The organism is Kitasatospora sp. NBC_00240 (assembly GCF_026342405.1).
Classification (GTDB): Bacteria; Actinomycetota; Actinomycetes; order Streptomycetales; family Streptomycetaceae; genus Kitasatospora.
Window position 1 is genome coordinate 1,691,710 of the sequence record NZ_JAPEMU010000001.1, and the last position, 18,557, is coordinate 1,710,266.

14 protein-coding genes, 2 pseudogenes and 1 riboswitch are annotated in these 18,557 nt (G+C 76.1%); of the genes and pseudogenes, 5 read left to right on the plus strand and 11 right to left on the minus strand.

The window, feature by feature from the left end:
• Positions 1-151 precede the first annotated feature (151 nt).
• Both OG689_RS07000 and OG689_RS07005 read left to right on the plus strand, forming a co-directional pair.
• Positions 152-2,377: an alpha-N-acetylglucosaminidase gene (locus OG689_RS07000; protein ID WP_266318674.1), complete on the plus strand. Its 2,226-nt coding sequence runs from the start codon at positions 152-154 to the stop codon at positions 2,375-2,377.
• Between the two features lie 76 nt (positions 2,378-2,453).
• Positions 2,454-3,044 (plus strand): 3'-5' exonuclease, encoded by a 591-nt coding sequence (locus OG689_RS07005; protein WP_266318676.1) that lies wholly within the window; start codon positions 2,454-2,456, stop codon positions 3,042-3,044.
• A 23-nt stretch (positions 3,045-3,067) separates the two neighbouring features.
• Here the strand turns inward: OG689_RS07005 and OG689_RS07010 are convergent, their stop codons facing one another.
• The 6 genes and pseudogenes from OG689_RS07010 to OG689_RS07035 all read right to left on the minus strand — a co-directional run bounded on the left by OG689_RS07010 (position 3,068) and on the right by OG689_RS07035 (position 7,953).
• Positions 3,068-3,574, minus strand: a complete 507-nt coding sequence (locus tag OG689_RS07010; protein ID WP_266318678.1) for a DinB family protein — start codon at positions 3,572-3,574, stop codon at positions 3,068-3,070.
• A gap of 246 nt (positions 3,575-3,820) precedes the next feature.
• Complete coding sequence (locus OG689_RS07015; protein ID WP_266318679.1) at positions 3,821-4,942, minus strand: Ku protein; 1,122 nt, start codon at positions 4,940-4,942, stop codon at positions 3,821-3,823.
• Positions 4,943-5,087: 145 nt separating this feature from the next.
• A complete protein-coding gene (locus OG689_RS07020; RefSeq protein WP_266326931.1) occupies positions 5,088-5,945 on the minus strand; it encodes a DNA ligase in 858 nt (285 codons plus the stop codon).
• A gap of 129 nt (positions 5,946-6,074) precedes the next feature.
• Positions 6,075-6,947 (minus strand): annotated as a pseudogene (gene ligD / locus OG689_RS07025) (non-homologous end-joining DNA ligase); the annotation flags it as partial.
• Positions 6,948-7,041: 94 nt separating this feature from the next.
• Positions 7,042-7,263 carry a hypothetical protein gene (locus OG689_RS07030; protein WP_266318681.1) on the minus strand — a complete coding sequence of 74 codons (222 nt, stop codon included), beginning with the start codon at positions 7,261-7,263 and terminating at the stop codon, positions 7,042-7,044.
• Between the two features lie 102 nt (positions 7,264-7,365).
• Positions 7,366-7,953, minus strand: a complete 588-nt coding sequence (locus OG689_RS07035) for a histidine phosphatase family protein (protein ID WP_266318682.1) — start codon at positions 7,951-7,953, stop codon at positions 7,366-7,368.
• Between the two features lie 115 nt (positions 7,954-8,068).
• A riboswitch (cobalamin riboswitch) is annotated at positions 8,069-8,232 on the plus strand.
• 33 nt (positions 8,233-8,265) lie between these two features.
• Between OG689_RS07035 and OG689_RS07040 the strand changes: the two genes are divergently transcribed.
• On the plus strand, positions 8,266-8,481 hold the full coding sequence (locus OG689_RS07040) for a CbtB domain-containing protein (RefSeq protein ID WP_266318684.1): 216 nt from the start codon (positions 8,266-8,268) through the stop codon (positions 8,479-8,481).
• 20 nt (positions 8,482-8,501) lie between these two features.
• Positions 8,502-9,269, plus strand: coding sequence for a CbtA family protein (locus tag OG689_RS07045; protein ID WP_266318686.1), 768 nt, complete (start codon positions 8,502-8,504; stop codon positions 9,267-9,269).
• An 84-nt stretch (positions 9,270-9,353) separates the two neighbouring features.
• Here OG689_RS07045 and OG689_RS07050 read toward each other — a convergent pair whose 3' ends face one another.
• Positions 9,354-9,620 carry a metal-sensitive transcriptional regulator gene (locus tag OG689_RS07050; RefSeq protein WP_266318688.1) on the minus strand — a complete coding sequence of 89 codons (267 nt, stop codon included), beginning with the start codon at positions 9,618-9,620 and terminating at the stop codon, positions 9,354-9,356.
• 88 nt (positions 9,621-9,708) lie between these two features.
• Positions 9,709-10,956: an MMPL family transporter gene (locus OG689_RS07055; protein ID WP_266318690.1), complete on the minus strand. Its 1,248-nt coding sequence runs from the start codon at positions 10,954-10,956 to the stop codon at positions 9,709-9,711.
• Between the two features lie 15 nt (positions 10,957-10,971).
• On the opposite strand from OG689_RS07055, the pseudogene OG689_RS07060 reads away from it, so the two are divergent.
• Positions 10,972-11,178, plus strand: a pseudogene (locus OG689_RS07060) (DUF302 domain-containing protein); the annotation flags it as partial.
• A 108-nt stretch (positions 11,179-11,286) separates the two neighbouring features.
• Here the strand turns inward: OG689_RS07060 and OG689_RS07065 are convergent.
• Genes OG689_RS07065 through OG689_RS07075 form a run of 3 tightly spaced genes read right to left on the minus strand, consistent with a single transcriptional unit; the run spans position 11,287 to position 18,427 of the window.
• Positions 11,287-12,291 (minus strand): ABC transporter ATP-binding protein, encoded by a 1,005-nt coding sequence (locus OG689_RS07065; RefSeq protein ID WP_266318692.1) that lies wholly within the window; start codon positions 12,289-12,291, stop codon positions 11,287-11,289.
• Positions 12,288-15,056: a hypothetical protein gene (locus OG689_RS07070; protein ID WP_266318694.1), complete on the minus strand. Its 2,769-nt coding sequence runs from the start codon at positions 15,054-15,056 to the stop codon at positions 12,288-12,290. The genes OG689_RS07065 and OG689_RS07070 overlap by 4 nt, the downstream gene beginning before the upstream one ends.
• Positions 15,053-18,427 (minus strand): ABC transporter permease, encoded by a 3,375-nt coding sequence (locus tag OG689_RS07075; RefSeq protein WP_266318695.1) that lies wholly within the window; start codon positions 18,425-18,427, stop codon positions 15,053-15,055. The genes OG689_RS07070 and OG689_RS07075 overlap by 4 nt, the downstream gene beginning before the upstream one ends.
• Positions 18,428-18,557 lie beyond the last annotated feature (130 nt).

Consider the following 18,557-nt stretch of genomic DNA (forward strand, 5'->3'; position numbering starts at 1 on the left):
CCCACCGGCCTGGACAATCCCGAGGTGAGCCCCCTCCCTCCCCCGGCGCGCCCGCGCCGCGCCCGGAAGGCAGCACCCGATGCCCCTTCGCCCCCGCCGCGGCCGGCCCGAGACCGCCGCCGGACCCGCCGGAGCACCCTCGAATCCGGCGGTGCCGGCGGTCCTGACGTTCCTGACCGCCCTGGCGGCCTGCTGCGCCCTGCTGCCGGCGGCCGTCCCGGCCGGGGCAGCCGCCCTGCCCGGCGGCACGCAGCGGGCCGCCGCCGTGCACCAGGCCGCCGCACCCTTCGACACCGCGCCGGCCGTCGCCGCGCTGGCGCGCCTGCTGCCCACCCGGGCGGCCCAGTTCACCCTGACGGCGGCCCCGCCGGGCGGAGCCGCCGACAGCTATTCCGTCTCCGGCACGGCGGGCGCCGTCGCCGTCCGGGGCACCTCCCCCGCCGCGCTGCTGACCGGCGTCGGCTGGTACCTGGAGAACGTGGCCAAGGTCGACATCGGCCTGCCCGGCGACTCGACGGCGGCCCTGCCCGCCGTCCTGCCGGCCGTCCCGGCCCCGGTCACCCGCGCGGCCGTCGTCCCGCACCGCTACGCGCTCAACGACACCGACGACGGCTACTCGGGCGCCTACCGGGACTTCGCCTCGTACCAGCACGAGATCGACGTCCTGGCACTGCACGGCGTCAACGAGGTCTTCGTCCAGACCGGCGCCGAACACCCCTACTACCGGGCCCTGCAGGAGTTCGGCTACGGCGCGGACGAGCTGCGCGACTGGATCCCGGCGCCGTCGCACCAGAGCTGGTGGCTGCTGCAGAACATGAGCGGCTTCGGCGGGCCGGTCTCCGGGCACCTCCTGGACGCCCGGGCCGCGTTGGGCCGGCGCATCACCGACCAACTGCGCTCACTGGGGATGACCCCCGTGCTGCCGGGGTTCTTCGGCACCGTGCCGCCGGGCTTCGCCGCCCGCAACCCCGGTGCCCGGACCGTCCCGCAGGGCGACTGGGTCGGCTTCACCCGGCCCGACTGGCTGGACCCGACCGGCCCGGTGTTCGGCCGGCTGGCCGCCGCCTACTACCGGGCGCAGAGCGAGGCCTTCGGCGACAGCGCGATGTTCAAGATGGACCTGCTGCACGAGGGTGGCGTGGCCGGCCCGGTGGACGTCACGACGGCCGCGACCGCCGTCCAGCGCGCGTTGCTCACCGCCCACCCCGGAGCGACCTGGGCCATCCTGGGCTGGCAGGACAATCCCTCGGACGCGCTGCTGGCCGGCGTCGACCGGTCCAGGATGCTGATCGTGGACGGCCTGTCCGACCGGTACGAGGGCCTCGACCGGGACGCCGACTGGCACGGCACCCCGTACGCCTTCGGCAGCATCCCCAACTTCGGCGGCCACACCACGATCGGCGCCAACGCGGGGGTCTGGGCGCGACGTTTCCAGGAGTGGCGCAGCCGGCCGGGCAGCGCCCTGAAGGGCATCGCCTACCTGCCGGAGGGGACCGGCACCGATCCGGCCGCGTTCGCCCTGTTCAGCCGGCTGGCCTGGCAGGACGGGCCGATCGACCTGGCGGGCTGGTTCGGCGGCTACGCGGCCCGGCGCTACGGCGGCGCCGACCCGCACGCGGCCGCCGCCTGGGACATGCTCCGTCAGGGTCCGTACGCGATGCCCGCCGACTCGTGGAGCGAGGCGCAGGACGGCCTGTTCGCCGCGCGTCCGAGTCTGACCGCCACCAGCGCGGCCAGCTGGAGCCCGCCGTCGATGCGCTACGACCCCGCCCTGGTGCGCCGGGCGCTGGACGAACTGCTGGCGGTGTCACCGGCGTTGCGGACGAGCGACGCGTACCGCTTCGACCTGGTGAACCTCGCCCGGCAGGCGCTGGCCGATCACGGCCGCGCCCTGCTGCCCCGGATCAGGGCCGCGTACGAGGCGGGCGACCTGGCGGGGTTCCGCTCGACGGCCGCCGAGTGGCAGGACGAACTCGGCCTGCTGGACGAACTGCTGGGATCCGACCGGCGGTTCCTGCTCGGACCGTGGCTGGCGGCGGCCCGGGCCCAGGGCGCCTCGCCGGCCGAGGCGGACCAGCTGGAGTACGACGCCCGCTCCATCCTCACCAGTTGGGGCGGGCGCGGCCCGAGCGACGGCGGCGGGCTGCACGACTACGCCGGCCGGGAGTGGTCCGGGCTGGTCTCGGGGCTGTACGCGGAGCGCTGGGGGGTGTACTTCGACTCGCTGGACGCGGCCCTGGCCACCGACACCCCGCCGGCGCCGGTCGACTGGTTCAGCATCGACGACGACTGGGCCCGGCGGACCGACGGTCACCCTACCGCCGCCACCGGCGACCCGGTCGAGCTGGCCCGGGCAGCGGCGGCGGCGGTCGGGTGACCGGCCGCTCCTGAGCCCCGCCGGGCGGGTCGAAATCCAGGTGCCCGGGCCCGCCCCGTTCCCTACGCTGGGCGCCATGGACGACGGGGGCCGGCTGTGGAACGTGGTGGACGTCGAGGCGACCTGCTGGGACGGGCAGCCGCCGCCGGGTGCGGTCAGCGAGATCATCGAGATCGGGCTGACCGTGCTCGACCTCGGCAGCGGTGAGCGGGTCGGTCGGCACCGGATCCTGGTCCGGCCGTCGCGCTCGGCCGTGAGCGGGTTCTGCACCGAGCTGACCGGGCTGACCCAGGCCGAGGTGGACACCGGTCTCGGCTTCACCGAGGCCTGCCGGCTGCTGGCCGCCGAGCACCGGGCCGGCGTTCGCCCGTGGGCCAGTTGGGGCGACTACGACCGGCACCAGTTCACCCGCCAGTGCGCCGCCACCCGCACCGAGTACCCCTTCGGGCGGGCGCACACCAACGCCAAGGCGGTGTTCACCGAGGCGCACGGGCTGCGCAGGCGGCCCGGCATGGCGCAGGCGCTGGAGATCGCCGGACTGCCGCTGGAGGGGCGCCACCACCGCGGCGAGGACGACGCGTGGAACATCGCCGCGCTGGTCCTCGGCCTGTCCGCCCGGGGCGCCTGGCCGGCCGGACCGGCCGGCGGCCGGCCGCCGACCTGGTGACCGCGGGGCCGACCGGGCCCGGTTCAGGCGCCGACGACCCCGTCGATGCCCTCGCGCAGGAAGTCCGCGTGCCCGTTGTGCCGGGCGTACTCGTGCATCATGTGCAGCATCACCAGGCGCAGCGAGACGTCCTCGCCCCAGCGCGGCTGGTGGCCCGTCACCTCGAGCGACTCGGCGGCCGCTTCGATCCGGCGGGAGTGCTCCACCTCGGCCTGCCAGGCCGCGAAGGCCTCCGACCGGGTGGCGGAGCTCGCGTCGTAGGCGGCCTGGTAGTCGTTCTGGTCCGACCAGACGAGCGGGACGTCCTCGGCCCCGATCACCCGCCGGAACCAGGTCCGCTCGACCTCGGCCATGTGCCGCACCAGCCCGAGCAGGGAGAGCGTCGACGGCGGGCTGGACTGCCGGCGCAGCTCCTCGTCGGAGAGGCCGTCGCACTTCATCGCGAGGGTGGCCCGGTGGAAGTCGAGGAAGGCGCGCAGCATCTCGCGCTCGCCGCCGGTCAGGGGCGGGCCGATCCGTTCGGTGGTCACTGCTGGTCCTTCCGCCCGCGGCGCGCCGCGGCGCCTGTCACCCGTTGGACGGGCGGCCCGAGTTGACATGCCAGGCTACCCCGCGGGGCGGCCGGGCGATCAAGGGGTTTTTCGCTGCCCCGCCGCCTGCCCCGGCCGCCGCTGCCACCGCGCGGCTCGGGGTCGCCGGACGGAGCGGGGTCGCCGGACGGAGCGGGGTCGCCGGACGGAGCGGAGCGGTGCCGGTGCCGGTGCCGGTGCCGATGCTCAGGAGGCTGCCCGCAGGTGCCGGCGGGGTTTGGCGGCCGGGCGGTCGCCGCCCTGCGCGGCCGCGGCTTCCTCCAGCGCGGCCTGGAGCTGGTCGCGGGTCATCGTCGAGCGGTGCGGGATGTCGAGGTCGCCGGCCCGCTTGTAGAGCTCGGCCTTGGTGAGCTGCGAGAGGTCCTCGGCGGCGGCCTTCTTCCCCGTGTTCTTCCCCTTGCTGCTCCCGGCGGCGGGCGCGTTGCGGCTCGCGGCGCCCTTGCCGCCGGCGGGCGCGGTGGCGGTCCGGCCGCGCCGGGCGGGCGCCGCGGGCTCCACCTCCTCGGCCTCGGCCGCCCCGGCCGGCCGGCCCGCGCTCTCCAGGCTGCGGCTGAGGATGTCCATCAGGTCGATGACGTTGCTGGGCTTGGGCGCGGCCTCGGGGGCGGCGTAGTCGGCGCCGGACTGCTTGGCGGCGATCAGCTCGTGCACCTTCTGCTCGAAGGTGTCGTGGTAGTCGTCCGGGTTCCAGTCGACGGCCAGCATCTCGATCAGCTGCTCGGCCATGGTCAGCTCGCGGTCGCTGACCGCGCTGTCGCCGTCCGGGAGGTTGCCGATCTCGTGGTGCGGGTCGCGCACCTCGTCGGCGAAGTGCATGGTGTGGGCGGTGAGGATGCCGTTCTCGGCCCGGACGGCCGTCAGGTACTCCTTGCCGCGCATCGAGAACAGCGCGATCCCGGCCCGGTTGGCCTGTTCCAGCGCCTTCTGCAGCAGGGTGTAGACCTTGCCGTACTCCTTGCCCTTGGGGCCCAGGTAGTAGGTCTTGTCGAAGAAGATCGGCTTCACCTGGTCCAGGTCGACGAAGCCGGTGATCTCGATGGTCTTGGAACGCCCGGGGGAGATCTGTTCCAGCTCCTCGGGCTCGACCACCACGTACTCGCCCTCGGCGGTCTCGAAACCCTTCACGATGTCGCCGAAGGCGACCTCCTCACCGGTGCGCTCGTTCACCCGCAGGTTGCGCACCCGGTCGGAGGTGCCGCGCTGGATCTGCCGGAAGTGCACGGTGTGGTCCTCGGTCGCCGCGTACAGCGACACCGGTACGGACACCAGGCCGAAGCTCAGGATCCCGCTCCAAATCGGTCGGGCCATCACTGGCCTCCTCTCGAACGACCGCCCGGGCGCGCCGCGCGCTGCCGAGGTCCTGCATCCATGGGACCACTTTCGACGTGGTCGGCGCACGTGTCCGTCCGGGCTGGTCCGTCGGTGGCCGCGCCCTTGCGGGCGCCCGGCCGGGTCAGTCGCCGCGCAGCCGGACGAAACGGGCCCGCAGCACCCGTCCGGTGTCGATCCGGACCTCGGCCCGCAGCGGCCCGGCCAGCGGGTGCACCGGGCCGTGCTCGGGGTCGGTGCGCGGCTCGCCGAGCAGGCCGGCGGCCGCCTCGGCCACCCGGCGGGCCTGGACGGGGGTGAGCTGCGGGGAGCTGAGCACCTCGCGGCCGTCCGCCAACCGCAGCAGCAGGGCGCGCGGCCGGGTGGCGGTCCCGGTGAGGGCGGTGACGGTGGCGTCGGTGGTGTCGTGCGGGCGGTACTTCACCCAGACCCGGCCGGCGCCCTTCGCCCGGTACGGGGAGGCCGCGCTCTTGCAGACCAGACCCTCGACGCCGGTCGCGGCGAGCCGCTCGACCCAGCTGAGCGCCTCGGCGCGGTCGGTGGTGGCCATCACCTGCTGGATCGGTGGCGGCACCCCGGCCAGCACCTCGGCGAGCAGGCGGCGCCGGTCGGCGAGCGGCAGCCCGCGGACGTCCTGCCCGCCGGGCAGCGCCAGCACGTCGAAGGCGATCAGGCCGAGCACCACCGCGTCCGCCTCGCGGGCGGCGCGGGTGCGCAGCAGTTCCTCGAAGGCGAAGCGCCCGTCCCGCCAGGCGACCAGTTCGGCGTCCAGGACCAGGCCGGCGGGCAGCCGGGCGACGGCCAGCGCGATCGTGGGGAAGTCGGCGGAGAGGTCGCGCCCGGAGCGGGACTGCAGGTAGGGCGCCTGCTCCCCGCGGGCGAAGGCCAGGCAGCGGAAGCCGTCCAGTTTCAGCTCGTGGACGATGCCGGAGCCGCCGAGGCCGTCCGGCCCCGGCACCTCGTCGACGGCGGCCGGGCGCATCACCTCCAACGGTGGTTGCAGCGGCCGCACCGCGGCGGAGACCTCCACGACCGGCGCCACGGCCAGCGCCACGACCGGCGCCTTGCCAGGACGGGCCGCGGGCGCCGCCCGCCCCGGCGTGGCGGCCTCGGGCAGCGGGCGGGCCCGGGACGGGAGCAGCAGCGGGGCGAGCAGGTCGCCGTCGGCCCGCAGCCGGCCGGGGACGTCGGCGATGGTGAACTCCAGGTCCTCGGCGGACCGGGCCCGGTCGAGTTCGTCCCAGCTGATCGGGGTGGAGACGGTGGGGCGGGCCCGGGCCCGGACGGTGTAGGGCGCGGCCGTGGTCTTCTTCGCGGCGTTCTGGGACCAGTCGACCAGGACCCGGCCGACCCGGCGGGCCTTCGCCATGGTGTGCACGACCAGATCCGGGTGGAGCCGCTCCAGCTCCGCGGCGACGGCCTTGGCGTACCCGGAGACCTCGTCCCCCGGGGTGGGGGTGATCGGCACCAGCAGGTGCAGGCCCTTGGAGCCGGAGGTCTTGACCCAGCTGGTCAGACCGTCGGCGGCGAGCCGCTCGCGCAGCAGCCGGGCGACCGCCCGGCAGGTCAGGATGTCGGCGCCCTCGCCCGGGTCGAGGTCCAGCACCAGCCGGTCGGCCACCGCCGGCTCGGCGCCGTGCCACTGCGGCACGTGGAACTCGACGCAGCCGAGGTTGGCCGCCCAGACCAGCGTGGCGCCGTCCTCCACCACCACCTGGCGGAGCCCGCCGGCGGTGCTCGGCACGGCGACGGTGCGCACCCACCCCGGGGTGCCGGCCGGCGGGCTCTTGGCGAAGAACCGCTCGCCCTCCACACCCTCGGGGCAGCGCAGGAAGGACAGCGGCCGGTCGCGCAGGTGGGGCAGCAGCGCCGACTGCACGGTGGCGTAGTAGGTGATCACCTCGCCCTTGAGGGTCCCGGTCTGCGGGAAGTACACCTTGTCGAGGTGGGACAGGCTGAGCCTGCGCCCCTCCACCACCGTCATCGGCACCGCCGCCACCTCCCGCGCGCCGGCCGCGCGCCGCGGCTGCGGCCGCTCCGACCGGGGGTGCGGCCGCTCCGACCGGGGGTGCGGCCGTTCAGTGGGTGCGGTCCTGGAGGTCGGCCATCGCGACCGCCCAGCGGATGTACTTGTTGCGGCCGAGGTCACCGACGGTCTTGATGCGCAGCGCGCCGAGCGCCTCGCCGTGGGCGTCGGTGAGGCCGGCCAGGGCGGCGACCGGCGCGTCGAGCACCTCCGGCAGGGTCAGGTTCTCGTACTTCTTGTCCAGCACCTTGTCGAGGTCGGCGGTGACGGTCATGACGGGGCTCCTCGGGGGACGGGGATGATGCCCCCAGGCTCCGGCCGGGCCGGGCCGGCTGCCATCCCCGTCGGCCGATCGGGCGATGCCCGGCCCTGGCTGCTACCCGCCGGCCGGCCTGCCCCAGCGGACGTTCCACCGGCCGGACCGTCCGGTCAGCTCGGTGACCGACAGCGGCTGCACGTCGAGCCGCCAGAAGGCCGGCCCGGGTACCCCCAGGGCGTGCAGCGCGGCGGCGCGGACGACGTCCGGCTCGACCACGGCGGTCACCGGGCCGCGTTCCGCGCCGGACGGCGCGTCGGCGGGCAGCGCGTCCAGCCAGCCGGCGACCCGGGCGAACAGGTCGAGCAGGCTCTCGCCACCGTGCGGGGCGGCCGCCGGGTCGCCCAGCCAGCGGGCCACCGCCTCGCCCTCGGCCGCCGCCACCTCGGCGAGGGTCAGGCCGGTCCAACGGCCCATCGCGCACCCGGCGAGGGCCGGCGCCGGCTCGGCCCGCAGTCCGAGCGCGGTGGCGGTGGCGGCGCAGCGCGGCGACGGGGAGGCGTACGACCGGCCGCCGGCCGGCAGGGCCCCGGCGGCCTGCTCGGCCTGCCGGAGTCCGGCCGGCTCCAGCGGCCCGCCGTCGTCGAAGCGGGCCTCCCGCAGTGCGGTGCTCATCGCCGCTGAGACCAAGGTCACGCGGACGGTCATCGCTCGCTCCATCCTGTCCAACTCCTCTGCTGCCGGGGTGAATCACTCCGTGCACCGGGCGCCCGGCGGGGGCGCCCGCGCGGTACTGCCCCAAGAGCGCCGCCCCGCGCCCTTGGCGGACCCGACCGCAGACGGTACCTTCAAGCCCGATACGACGACGGTATGACGGAAGTCCGGTGAGAATCCGGCACGGTCGCGCCACTGTAAGCCCGCAGCACCGGCCCGTACGGGCCGATCTGCCGGGGAGTCAGACCCGATGCCGTCGTTTCTGCACCATCTAGCGGGACGCGAGTTCCCGAGGAGGTTCCAGTCATGGCACAGTCCGCCGCCCCCGCCGCCGTACCGGCCGCACCACTGACCCTGCCGCTCAAGGCGATCGCCCCCTGGGCGGTGTTCTTCGGCATCCTGATGCTGGCCCTGATCTACTTCGTCGGCGCCGAGCAGGGCGCCACGTCCCTCATCTCCGGCGAGAGCGTGCACGAATGGGTGCACGACGGCCGCCACCTGCTCGGTTTCCCCTGCCACTGAAATCCCGGGGGAACCGCTCCATGAACTCCACAGCTGTCAGATCCCTGCTCGTCCGCGGCATGCTCGCGGGTCTCGCCGCAGGGGTGCTCGCCCTGATCGTCGCCTACCTGATGGGTGAGCCGCACATCGACGCGGCGATCGCCTTCGAGGAGGCGCACGCCCACGAGCACGGCGAGGTCGAACTCGTCAGCCGGGCCATGCAGTCGACCGCGGGTCTCGCCACCGGCGTTCTCGTGTACGGCATTTCGCTGGGCGGTTTCGGCGCGCTCGCGTTCTGCTTCGCGCTGGGCCGGGTCGGCCGGTTCGGCGCGCGCGCCACCGCCGCGCTGCTCTCCGGCGCGGCGCTGCTCGCGGTCTACGTCGTCCCGTTCCTCAAGTACCCGGCCAACCCGCCGTCGGTGGGCGACCCGGAGACGATCGGCAAGCGCACCACGCTGTACTTCCTGATGATGGCGCTCAGCATCCTGCTGGCGGTCGCCGCGGTGATCGTCGGCAAGCGGCTGGCGCCGCGTCTGGGCACCTGGTACGCGACGGTGGTCACGGCGGCCGGCTTCGCCCTGGCCGTCGGCCTCGCCTACGTGTTCCTGCCCGCGATCAACGAGGTGCCGGAGGACTTCCCGGCCACGCTGCTCTGGCAGTTCCGGCTCTCGGCCCTCGCCATCCAGGCCACCCTCTGGGTGTCCTTCGGCCTGCTCTTCGGCCACCTGGCCGAGCGGGTCCTCAACCCGAAGCCGGTGACCGCCGCCGAGCGGAGCACCGCGCCGGAGGTCACCGCCCAGGCGGTCTGACCCCCGAAACCCGGCACGGGACGGGGCCGGTGGAGGCGACAGTCGTCGCCGCCACCGGCCCCGTCCGGCTTCTCCGGACGCCGCTCAGGCGAGGGTGAGGAACAGCTTCTCCAGCTCGGCCTCGGACATCGGCGGGGTGTCGCCGTCGGCGGTCGCCAGGCACTGGCGCATCCCGCTGGCCACGATCTTGAATCCGGCCCGGTCCAGGGCCCGTGAGACGGCCGCGAGTTGGGTGACCACGTCCTTGCAGTCGCGCCCGGCCTCGATCATGGCGATCACACCGTTCAGCTGCCCCTGGGCCCGGCGCAGGCGGTTCAGGACGGCGCCGGTGGCTTCCTCGTCGACGGTCACGGACGTCTCCTCCTCGCGATGGTGGCTCCATTGTACCCCCTGGGGTATCCGCAGGAGCGAATAGCGGCCGCCGCGGCCAGGGCGCCGCTCACTCGTGCGAGAAGCGGATGTCCGGCAGCACCCGGCGCAGCCAGGCCGGCGACCACCAGGCGGCCCGGCCGGTCAGCCGCAGCAGGACCGGCAGCAGGACCAGTCGCACCAGCGCCGCGTCCAGCAGCACCGCGAGGCCGAGGACGATGCCCATCTCCTTGGGCGGCAGCGGGCCGGAGAGCGCGAAGGTGAAGAACACCGCCACCATCACGGCGGCCGCGGCGAAGTTCACCCGCCCGGAGTGGGCCAGCGCCCCCACCACGGCCCGCCGCGGGTCCCGCCTCCGCTCGTGGTGCTCCTTGGCGGAGGAGAGCAGGAAGACGGTGTAGTCCATCGCGATCGCGAAGATCATGGCGAAGTAGAACACCGGCGCCCAGCCGTCCAGGAACCCCTGCGGCTCGAATCCGAGCAGTCCCGCGCCGTGGCCGTCCTGGAACACCAGTCGCGCGGCACCGAAGGCGGCGGCGGTGGCCAGCAGGTTGGTGACCGTCCCGAGCAGGGCGACCAGCGGCGCCTGGAGGGCCAGCAGCAGCAGGACGAATCCCATCGCCAGTACCACGCCGATCACCAGCGGGGTCTTCCCGTCCAGCATGCTCTGCAGGTCGAGATTCTCCACCGCCGCGCCGCCGACGAGTGCCTGCTCCGGCAGTCGCTCGCGCAGCTGCTCGACGGTGGCCGCCAGGCCCGGGTCCGACGGGTCGACCGTCGCAACGGCCTGCAGCATCGTCAACCCTGAGCCGTCTGCGGCATGCTGAGCGGGTATCACCGCAGCGATCGAGGGCGATTCGCGCAGCAGGGCGGCGGCGTCGGCCTGCCCCGCGGGCGTCACGATCTGCAGGGCGCCGGGCGCGCCGGGGCCGAAGGCCCGCTGTACGGCGGCATACCCGGTACGGGCCGAGGAGTCCTCGGGAACGACGGTGATGGAGGGCATCGCGGTGCGCAGCCCGACCACGGGCGCGGCCGGGGCGAGCAGCACCAGCAGCGCCGGGACGCCGTACCGCAGCGGGTGCGCCCACAGGCGCTCGCCCCAGGCGGCGAACCGGGCCGAGCCCTCGCTCCGCCCGGCACCCCGGCGGGAGCGGTGCAGCGCACCGGCGTTCACCCGGCGCCCGAGCCGGCCGAGCACGGCGGGCAGCAGGGTGAGCGTGGCGGCGAGCACGAAGGCGACCGCCAGCATGATGCCGAGCGCCATCGAGCGGAACGCCGGTGCGGGCAGCAGCAGGACGGCGGAGAGGCTGACCAGCACGGTGGCCCCGGACAGCGGGCCGTCGGGCTGCTGCTGCCCTGCAACGTGGTGGTCCGCCGCGACGGCGACGAAGTCCTCGTCCAGGCCCTCGACCCGAACACCATGGTCGCGTTCACCGGGCTGCCCGACCTGGAGCCGGTCGCGGCCGAGGCGACGGCGCGACTCGACGCCGCCCTCGCGTCGGTCGCCGGCCCGGGCGCAGCTGGCCCGGGCCAGAAGTGATCCCAGGCTGAGAAGTCATCTCGTTCAGGCGGTCGAGCAGGCCGGCGCAGGCCCGGCCCCGGGCCGCACCTCCCCCGGGGCGACCCGCCGGCCCCGCCCGAGGGCGACTCAGTGCCCCGGCAGGTCGTCCGGACGGACGGCGATGTGGTCGGCGCCCAGATCGACCGCCACCCGGTGCTCCATACCGAGCGCCTCCAGGAACTTCGCCGGCAGCTGCACCCGCCCGGTGCGGTCCAGCATCACGTACTCGCGCTCGCTCATCGACTCCTCGCCGTGCTCGTCGGTGACGGTGCGGCGCAGCACCTCGCTGCTGGTCCGCCCGTCGCGCACGGCGACCGTACGACGCACCTCGCCCGCCACCAGCGGGTCGTGGGTGACGATCACCACCGTGGCGCCGAGCTCGCGGTTGACCGTCCGGAAGGCCTCGAACACGCCCGCGCCGGTCTCCGAGTCGAGTTCCCCGGTGGGCTCGTCGGCGAGCAGCACCGCCGGGTCGTTGGCCATCGCCACCGCGATCGCGGCCCGCTGCTGCTGGCCGCCGGACAGCTCCGCGGGGCGGCGGGCGGCCAGCTCGCCGATGCCCAGCGCCTCCAGCAGCTCGCCCACCCGGGCGGCGCGCGCCGCGGTACGGGCGCGACCGCCCCGCTCGCCGCGCAACTGCATCGGCAGTGCGATGTTCTGAGCGATCGTCAGGAAGGGCAGCAGGTTGCGGGCGGTCTGCTGCCAGATGAAGCCGACCACGTCCCGGCGGTAGGTCAGCCGCTCCTTGGCGGACATGCCCAGCAGGTCCCGGCCGGCCACCGTGGCGGTGCCGGCGGTCGGGACGTCCAGGCCGGCCAGGATGTTGAGCAGGGTGGACTTCCCGCTGCCGGAGGCGCCGACCAGGGCCATCAGGTCGCCCTGCTCGACCTGCAGGTCCAGCCCCTGCAGGGCCTGCACCTCGACACCGTCCGCGCTGAAGATCCGGACCAGCCGCTCGCAGACGATCGCCGCACCGGCGGCGTGCGCGCGCGGCGCCGCGGCCGCCAGCGCCTTCTGCCGCAACTCCTGCAGGGTGGGCGGGCGGTGGGCGGGCGCCTCCTCGACGGCCTGGCCGTGCGGCGCGCTGTTCATCGGCTGTCCCCTGCTCTCAACTCGGTGGTGATCTGTCGCCGCCCGGAGACCGCGGCCTCGGCCAGCACCCCGGCGGACACCAGCGCCGCCAGGCCCAGGGCCTGGGTCAGCACCGGCAGCACGGCCGGCCGCAGCCCGGCCGGTACCGCCGCGCCGACCAGCGAGGTCAGGTCGACGGCGGGCCCGAGCAGGGCCACGGCGGCGATCGCCAGCAGCATCCCGCCGGCCGCCGCCACCAGGGTCTGCGGCAGGGCCTCGGCCAGGATCAGTGACAGCCCCTGCCGCGGTCGCAGGCCCATGGTGCGCAACCTGGCCAGCAGTGCGGCCCGTTCGGGCGCCGCCCGGACGAGGGTGAGCAGCACCGCCAGCAGCGCGAAGCCCCCGGCACCGGCCACCGAGGCCTGGAAGAGCCGGCCGGCGGAGTGCTGCAGCGGGTCGGCGCCGAGCTTCGCCGTCATGGCGGCGCTGGTCAGCACCGTCGGGCCGGTCGCCGGTACCGGTCGCGAACCCGCGGCCGGTACCGGTGCCGGAGCCGCGGTCGTGTCCCGGACCAGGGCCCGCAGCCGCTCGTCCTCGATCGCGCCGAGCGCGTACCAGCGGTTGGGGCGGCCCACCGCGGGGACCTTCAGCGCCGTCGGGCCGGCCGGCAGCACGATCAGGGCCGTGGTCGCTTCCGGCCGGGCCGGTGTGCCGTCGACCACGCCGGCGACCGTGGCCAGGAACTCGGTCCCGCCCGCCAGCCGCAACGGGAAGGCCTCCCGGCCGAGCCGCCCGGCGAGGTCGGCGCTCACCAGCGCGGGCACCGGGGCGCCGGGCCCGGCGCCGGCCAGCAGCGCCGGGTCGAAGCGCCCGCGTCCGACCGTCCGGGCCAGCTCCGCGTACCCGGCCGGGTCGGCGACCACCACGGTGGCCTGGTCCCGGCCGGCGGCGGGGGGCAGCGCGATGTCGTCGTCCGTCCAGAGCGCGGTCGCGGTCCGTACGCCGGGCAGTTCGGCCGCCGCCCGGGTGAAGGCGTCCGAGAGGCTGCCCCGGGCGGGCGCGGTGACGGCGGCGTCGCCGCCGACCGCGAGCCGAGCCACCCGCAGCCGGGAATGGTCCACCGCGTCCAGCACGGTGGCGCCGAAGCCGGCCGTGGTCACGGCGAGCAGCAGGGCCAGCAGCGGCAGCACCGAGACGCCGCGGCGGGCCCCGGTGCCCCGGGCGGCGCGGGCCAGGCCCAGGAAACCGATCGCGCCGGGCCCGCGCCCGGCCGCCCGGGCCAGCGCGCCCACCAGCGCCGGCTGCAGCCGGGCCAGCAGCAGCGCTCCGGACAGGGCCAGCAGCAGGGGGGCGGCGACCAGCAGCGGGTCCAGGCCCTCGCCGGGCGGGGCGACACCCCGGCGGCGGACTTCCGACACGGCGGCCACCGTGGCGGCCAGCACGGCGAGTTCGGCGACCGCCCGGCGCCGTCCGCCGGCCTGCCGCGGGGCGGCGAGCAGCACGGCGGCCCGGACCGGCAGGGCCAGCAGGGCCAGCAGCGTGGTGGCGAGGGCCCCCAGCAGGGCGGCCGTCCAGCGCGGCGTGGGCAGCAGCACGAAGGCGAGCAGGGTGGCGACCGCCGCGGCGGGCAGCACGGTCACCGCGCCCTCGCCGAGCAGCCGGCCGAGGATTCCCGCGCGTGATCCGCCCCGGGCCCGGAGCAGGCGCAGCTCCCCGGCGCGGCGGTCGGCCGTGAGTCCGGCCGCCAGGCAGAGCACCACCAGGGCGACCCCGGCCACGCCGGCCGGGCCGACGGCGGTCAGCGGCGCGGCGGCGAACCGCCGGGTCAGCGCCCGGGCGAAGAGGTCGGGCAGGTCGGAGGCGACCCGAAGTTCGGATCGCCCGGTGGCGGTGGCCAGTTCGGCGGCGTCGGGGCCGGCCACGAAGGAGGCCACCTCGGCCTGCGTCCCGGCCAGCCGGTCGGCCCGCAGCGCGCCGGGGTCCAGCGGCAGCCGCCAGAAGTCCTCCGCCCGGACGCCCCAGTCGAGGAGCCGGCCGACGGATTCCGGCCCGACCAGGCCGGCGGTCGTCCAGAAGGTCTCGGCCGGCAGGACGCTGGTCAGGCTGAGGCAGGCCTCGGTGAGGCAGGACAGGCCGGTCCAGTAGGTCTCCGCCGGGTCGCCGGCCCGGTAGAGGCCGACCACCTGGGCCTGCAGCGGGACACCGACCGAGGACGGGGCCTCCAGAACGGAACCGACCCGTGCGCCGAGGGTCGCGGCGGCCTCGGCGGCGAGCGCGACGGGGATGGGACCGTCGGCGGTGCCGCCGGCCGGCCAGTTCCCCTCGACCAGCTGGACGTGGTCGGCGACGGCGGGCAGGAAGTACAGGCCGAGTTGGGGCGGCACCGTTTCGGGGCGGGCGAGTTCGGGGTTGGAGAGGCTGCGCGGGTGCAGTCCGCGGGCGCCGTGCACCGGGCCGCTCGGGTCGAGCCGGAACGCGGCGCCGACCCGGCTCCGAAGAGTGGCCAGCGCGGTGGCCAGCCGCTCGGGCGAGTCCTGGCCGGACTTCGCCGGGGCGCTGATCAGCAGGCTGGTCGCGGCCGGGCCGGCGTCGCGCAGGTAGGTACGCAGGGCGCTGTCGGCGCCGCGGTCCAGGGCGCGCGGCAGGGCTGCGGCGAGCAGCACCAGGACGAAGGCGAGGGCGGCGCCGAGCAGGACGGCCGGCGGCGCCGCGCGCAGCCGGGTGCGCACCCAGGGCGCGGGCCGCCGGGCACGATCGGCCCGTCCGGCGTGGTCGCGGGTGCTCACATCTCCTCCACGAGTCGCAGCCGGGCGGCCGGGTTCCGGCGGCGGCGGGCGCCGAGGAAGGCCGACAGCAGCGGAAGGGCGCCGATCGCGGCCGCGAGCAGCAGGGTCTGGCCGAGCGGCGGCCCGACCAGGACGTCGGGTACGGGCCGGCGGGCGGCCGGGGTGAGTACCACCAGCGGGACGATCAGACGGACGATCAGGGCGCCCAGTCCGATCCCGACCGTCGTGCCCAGGCCGACCAGGACGGCCTGCTCGGCGGCGACCGTCCGGGTCAGTCGGCGCCGTGGCACCCCGAGGGCCAGCAGGACGGCGAACTCCCCCGCCCGTTCGGCCGAGGCCGCGGCCGCGGCCGCCGCGAACCCGATCGCGGCGAGCACCGCGGTGGCGACGGCCAGTGCGGCCAGCGCGGTCTGCGGGGCGGCGCTCACCGGATCCTCCAGCAGCCCGGCGACGATCTCCTCCCGCAGGTGCAGGAGTTGGCTGCCCGGCGCGGAGCGGAGCACGGCCGCGGCCGCCGCGGGCCGGGGGTCGTGCGCGGAGGCGGCGGGCAGCCACCACTCGTTCGGGACGGGGGTCTCCACCCCGGTGGCGGCCAGCAGCCGCCCGGCGGAGGCCAGGTCGAGGACGAGCGCGGTGCGGCCCGCCACCGGCACCGAGTCGACGGCGGCGGTGATCCGCACCGGCAGGCGGGCGCCGCCGAACGGCACCCGGACGAGGTCGCCGACGGAGGCGCCGACGGCCGTCAGGTAGTCGCGGGTGGCGAGGCCGGGCAGTTCACCGCCGGCGGACGTCAACGGGGCGCCGGCGGCCGGGGCCATCGGGACGCGTACGCCGCGGAAGTCCGCGGGGGTGCTGTGGTAGCGCAGGCGGAACAGCGTTCCGGCTGCCCGCTGGTCCGCCGGAAGGCTCTCCAGGGTCACGGGTGCACCGGCGCCGCCCTGCGCGGGCGTCGGTGACCAGTCGGCCCCGACCGGGGCGGCCACGGCCGGGCCGTCCACGGTGTCGGCCACCGCGATCCGGCCCACCGTCAGCTCGCCGTCGATCCGCTCACCGCCCGGCCAGCCGTAGCCGACCACCAGGCCGGTCAGGGTCAGCGGCGTGGCGACCGAGCCGAGCGGGGCGTCCGTCAGCGCGGCCAGGTCGACGGAGACCTTCGCGTCGCCCTCGGTCGGCAGGCCGGGGACGAGGGTGCGGTAGGTGGTGCCGAAGCGGTCGCGCAGCATCAGCCACAGGCCCGGGCGGACCGGCCCGCCGGCGGACGACGGGTCGGCGGCCCCCGCCACGACCGAGCGTTGCAGCACCCGCACGCCCACCTCCAGGTCGATCCGCGCCGGGTGGCCCGGCAGCGGGACGCCGGCCTCCGGGCCTTGCGGCTCGGGACTCACCAGGGGGGCCAGCAACGCGCCCGTGCCGCGACCGTCGAACAGGTCGGACCGGACTTGCAGGTGCGCGGCCGCGCCCGCCGCGTCCAGCGCCAGCAGCCGGCCGGTGCCACCGCCGGGCAGCGACTGGTCGGCCCGTACGACGGGGATCAGCCGCTCGCCGCCGGGCAGCGCCGCGTAGCGGCCGCCCTGACCCATCGCAGCCAGGCCGGAGCCGGTGATCCGCAGCCCCCCGGCGGTCGCGAAGTCGGCCTGGTCGCGCTGCGAGGCGGACCACGCGCTGTGCTGACCGAGCGCCAGGACACCGGTGGAGACGGCGAGCACCAGGAGCAGGACCGGCCCGGTGGCCCGGCCGGGCCGGCGCGCGAACTGCCAGCCCACCAGGGCCGGTGCCAGGCCCCGGCCGCGAGCCGCCCAGCGGCCGCCCAGCCGGGCGGCGAAGGGCAGCAGGCGCAGGACGAGCAGGGTGCCGGCGCACAGTGCCAGGGTCGGCGCGGCGACCAGCACCGGATCGACGCCCAGCCGCCCGGCGGTCTCCGCCGCGAGGGCGCCCCCGCTCTGGCGGGCCAGTTGCCGGTAGGCCAGGAAGGCGAGGGCGAGCAGGGCGAGGTCGGCGCCGGAGCGGGCCGCGCCGGCCACCGCCGCCTGTCGGCGGCCGGCGCGGCGCAGCGCGGCGACGCCGGCCCCGCGGACCAGCCCGGGCAGCGTGGTGAGCAGTACGCAGGCCAGCGCGCAGGCGGCCGCGACGGGCCAGAGGATCCACGGCAGGGAGGTGTCCAGCGACACCCGGGAGAGCGGTCCGAAGCGGCCCAGCAGGTGCAGCAGCGGCGGGGTCAGCAGGGGTGCGAGCACGGCCGCGGGCAGCGCCAGCAGGACGGATTCGGCGGCGGTGAGCAGGCCGATCCGGCCGCGTGAGGCGCCGCGGGCGGCCAGCAGCGCGTTCTCGCTCTCCTGGCGGCCGGTCAGCAGGGTGACGACCAGCAGCAGGGCCGCCGCACCGAGCACGGCGAGTTGCAGGGCGCCGATCAGTACGGTCGACCGGGCCACCACCGCAGCGGACTTCAACTCACCGAGCAGGTCGGCGAGTTCGGTCTGGACGCGGAGTGCGGCGGTGTGCTGCAGGGCGGCGGAGGCGGGATCGGTCCGCAGCCGCAGGGCCTCCGCCTCGTCGGGTCGGACGGCGCCGAAGTCGGCCCGGACCAGCCAGCTGCGGCCGCTCTGGAGCAGCGGGCCGGAGGTGAACTCGGCGTCGTCCACCAGCATCGGCCCGTAGGTGGTGAAGCTGCTGACCTGCACCTCCGCGCCGCCGAGCGGGTCGAGCCGCCAGTACGGGTCAGTGCGGTCGGCGGCCTGGTAGACGCCGGTGACCAGGACCGCCAGCGGGCCCCCCTGGAACCGGTCGGCCAGGGTCACGGAGGCGGGCAGCGCCGCGGCCGTCAGCCCCAGCCGGGCCAGCGCGGCCGGCGGCACCGCGACCTCCACGGCGGCGCCGGCGACGGCCGATCCGGCGGCCTGGAGGGGCGCTCGGGCGGACGACTGCGGCCAGCGACCGGCCAGCAGGTGGGCCTGCCCGCGGTCCAGGGCCACCAGAACGGTGAGGTCGGGATCCTTGCCGGTGGCGGCCCGGTCGTCGGTGGCCCGGCCCGCGCCGGGTCCGGCGGCCTCGGGCCCGGCGGCGGGCAGACCGTACGAGCGGCTGCGGGCGACGCTCTCGACCCTGGCCGGGAGCGGGCCGAACAACTCGTCGGCGAAGGCCCGTACGGCCGCGTCGTCGGCACTGCGGGCCGGGGCGGCGCGCTCGCCGGTGACCAGGACGGTGGTCCGGTTCCGGCCCGGCCCTTGGAGTGCCTGGCGCAGACCGGCCTCGCCGACGGTGCGGTTGAACGCCACGATCGCGGTGAGCATCGCCGTGGTGATCAGCACCGTGACCAGGACCGCCGCGGCGAGCGGGAGTCGCCCGCGCAGGCGGCGAAGGACGAAGCCGAGCATCCCGTTCCTCCCCCAAGGCCGGTTGCTTGACACCGGATAGCGGACGATCCTGTCAGATTCGATCATCACATGGAAGGGTCTTGCGCAATTCGCGCAAAGGATGAGCAAATTCAAACCCTCACGAACAAAA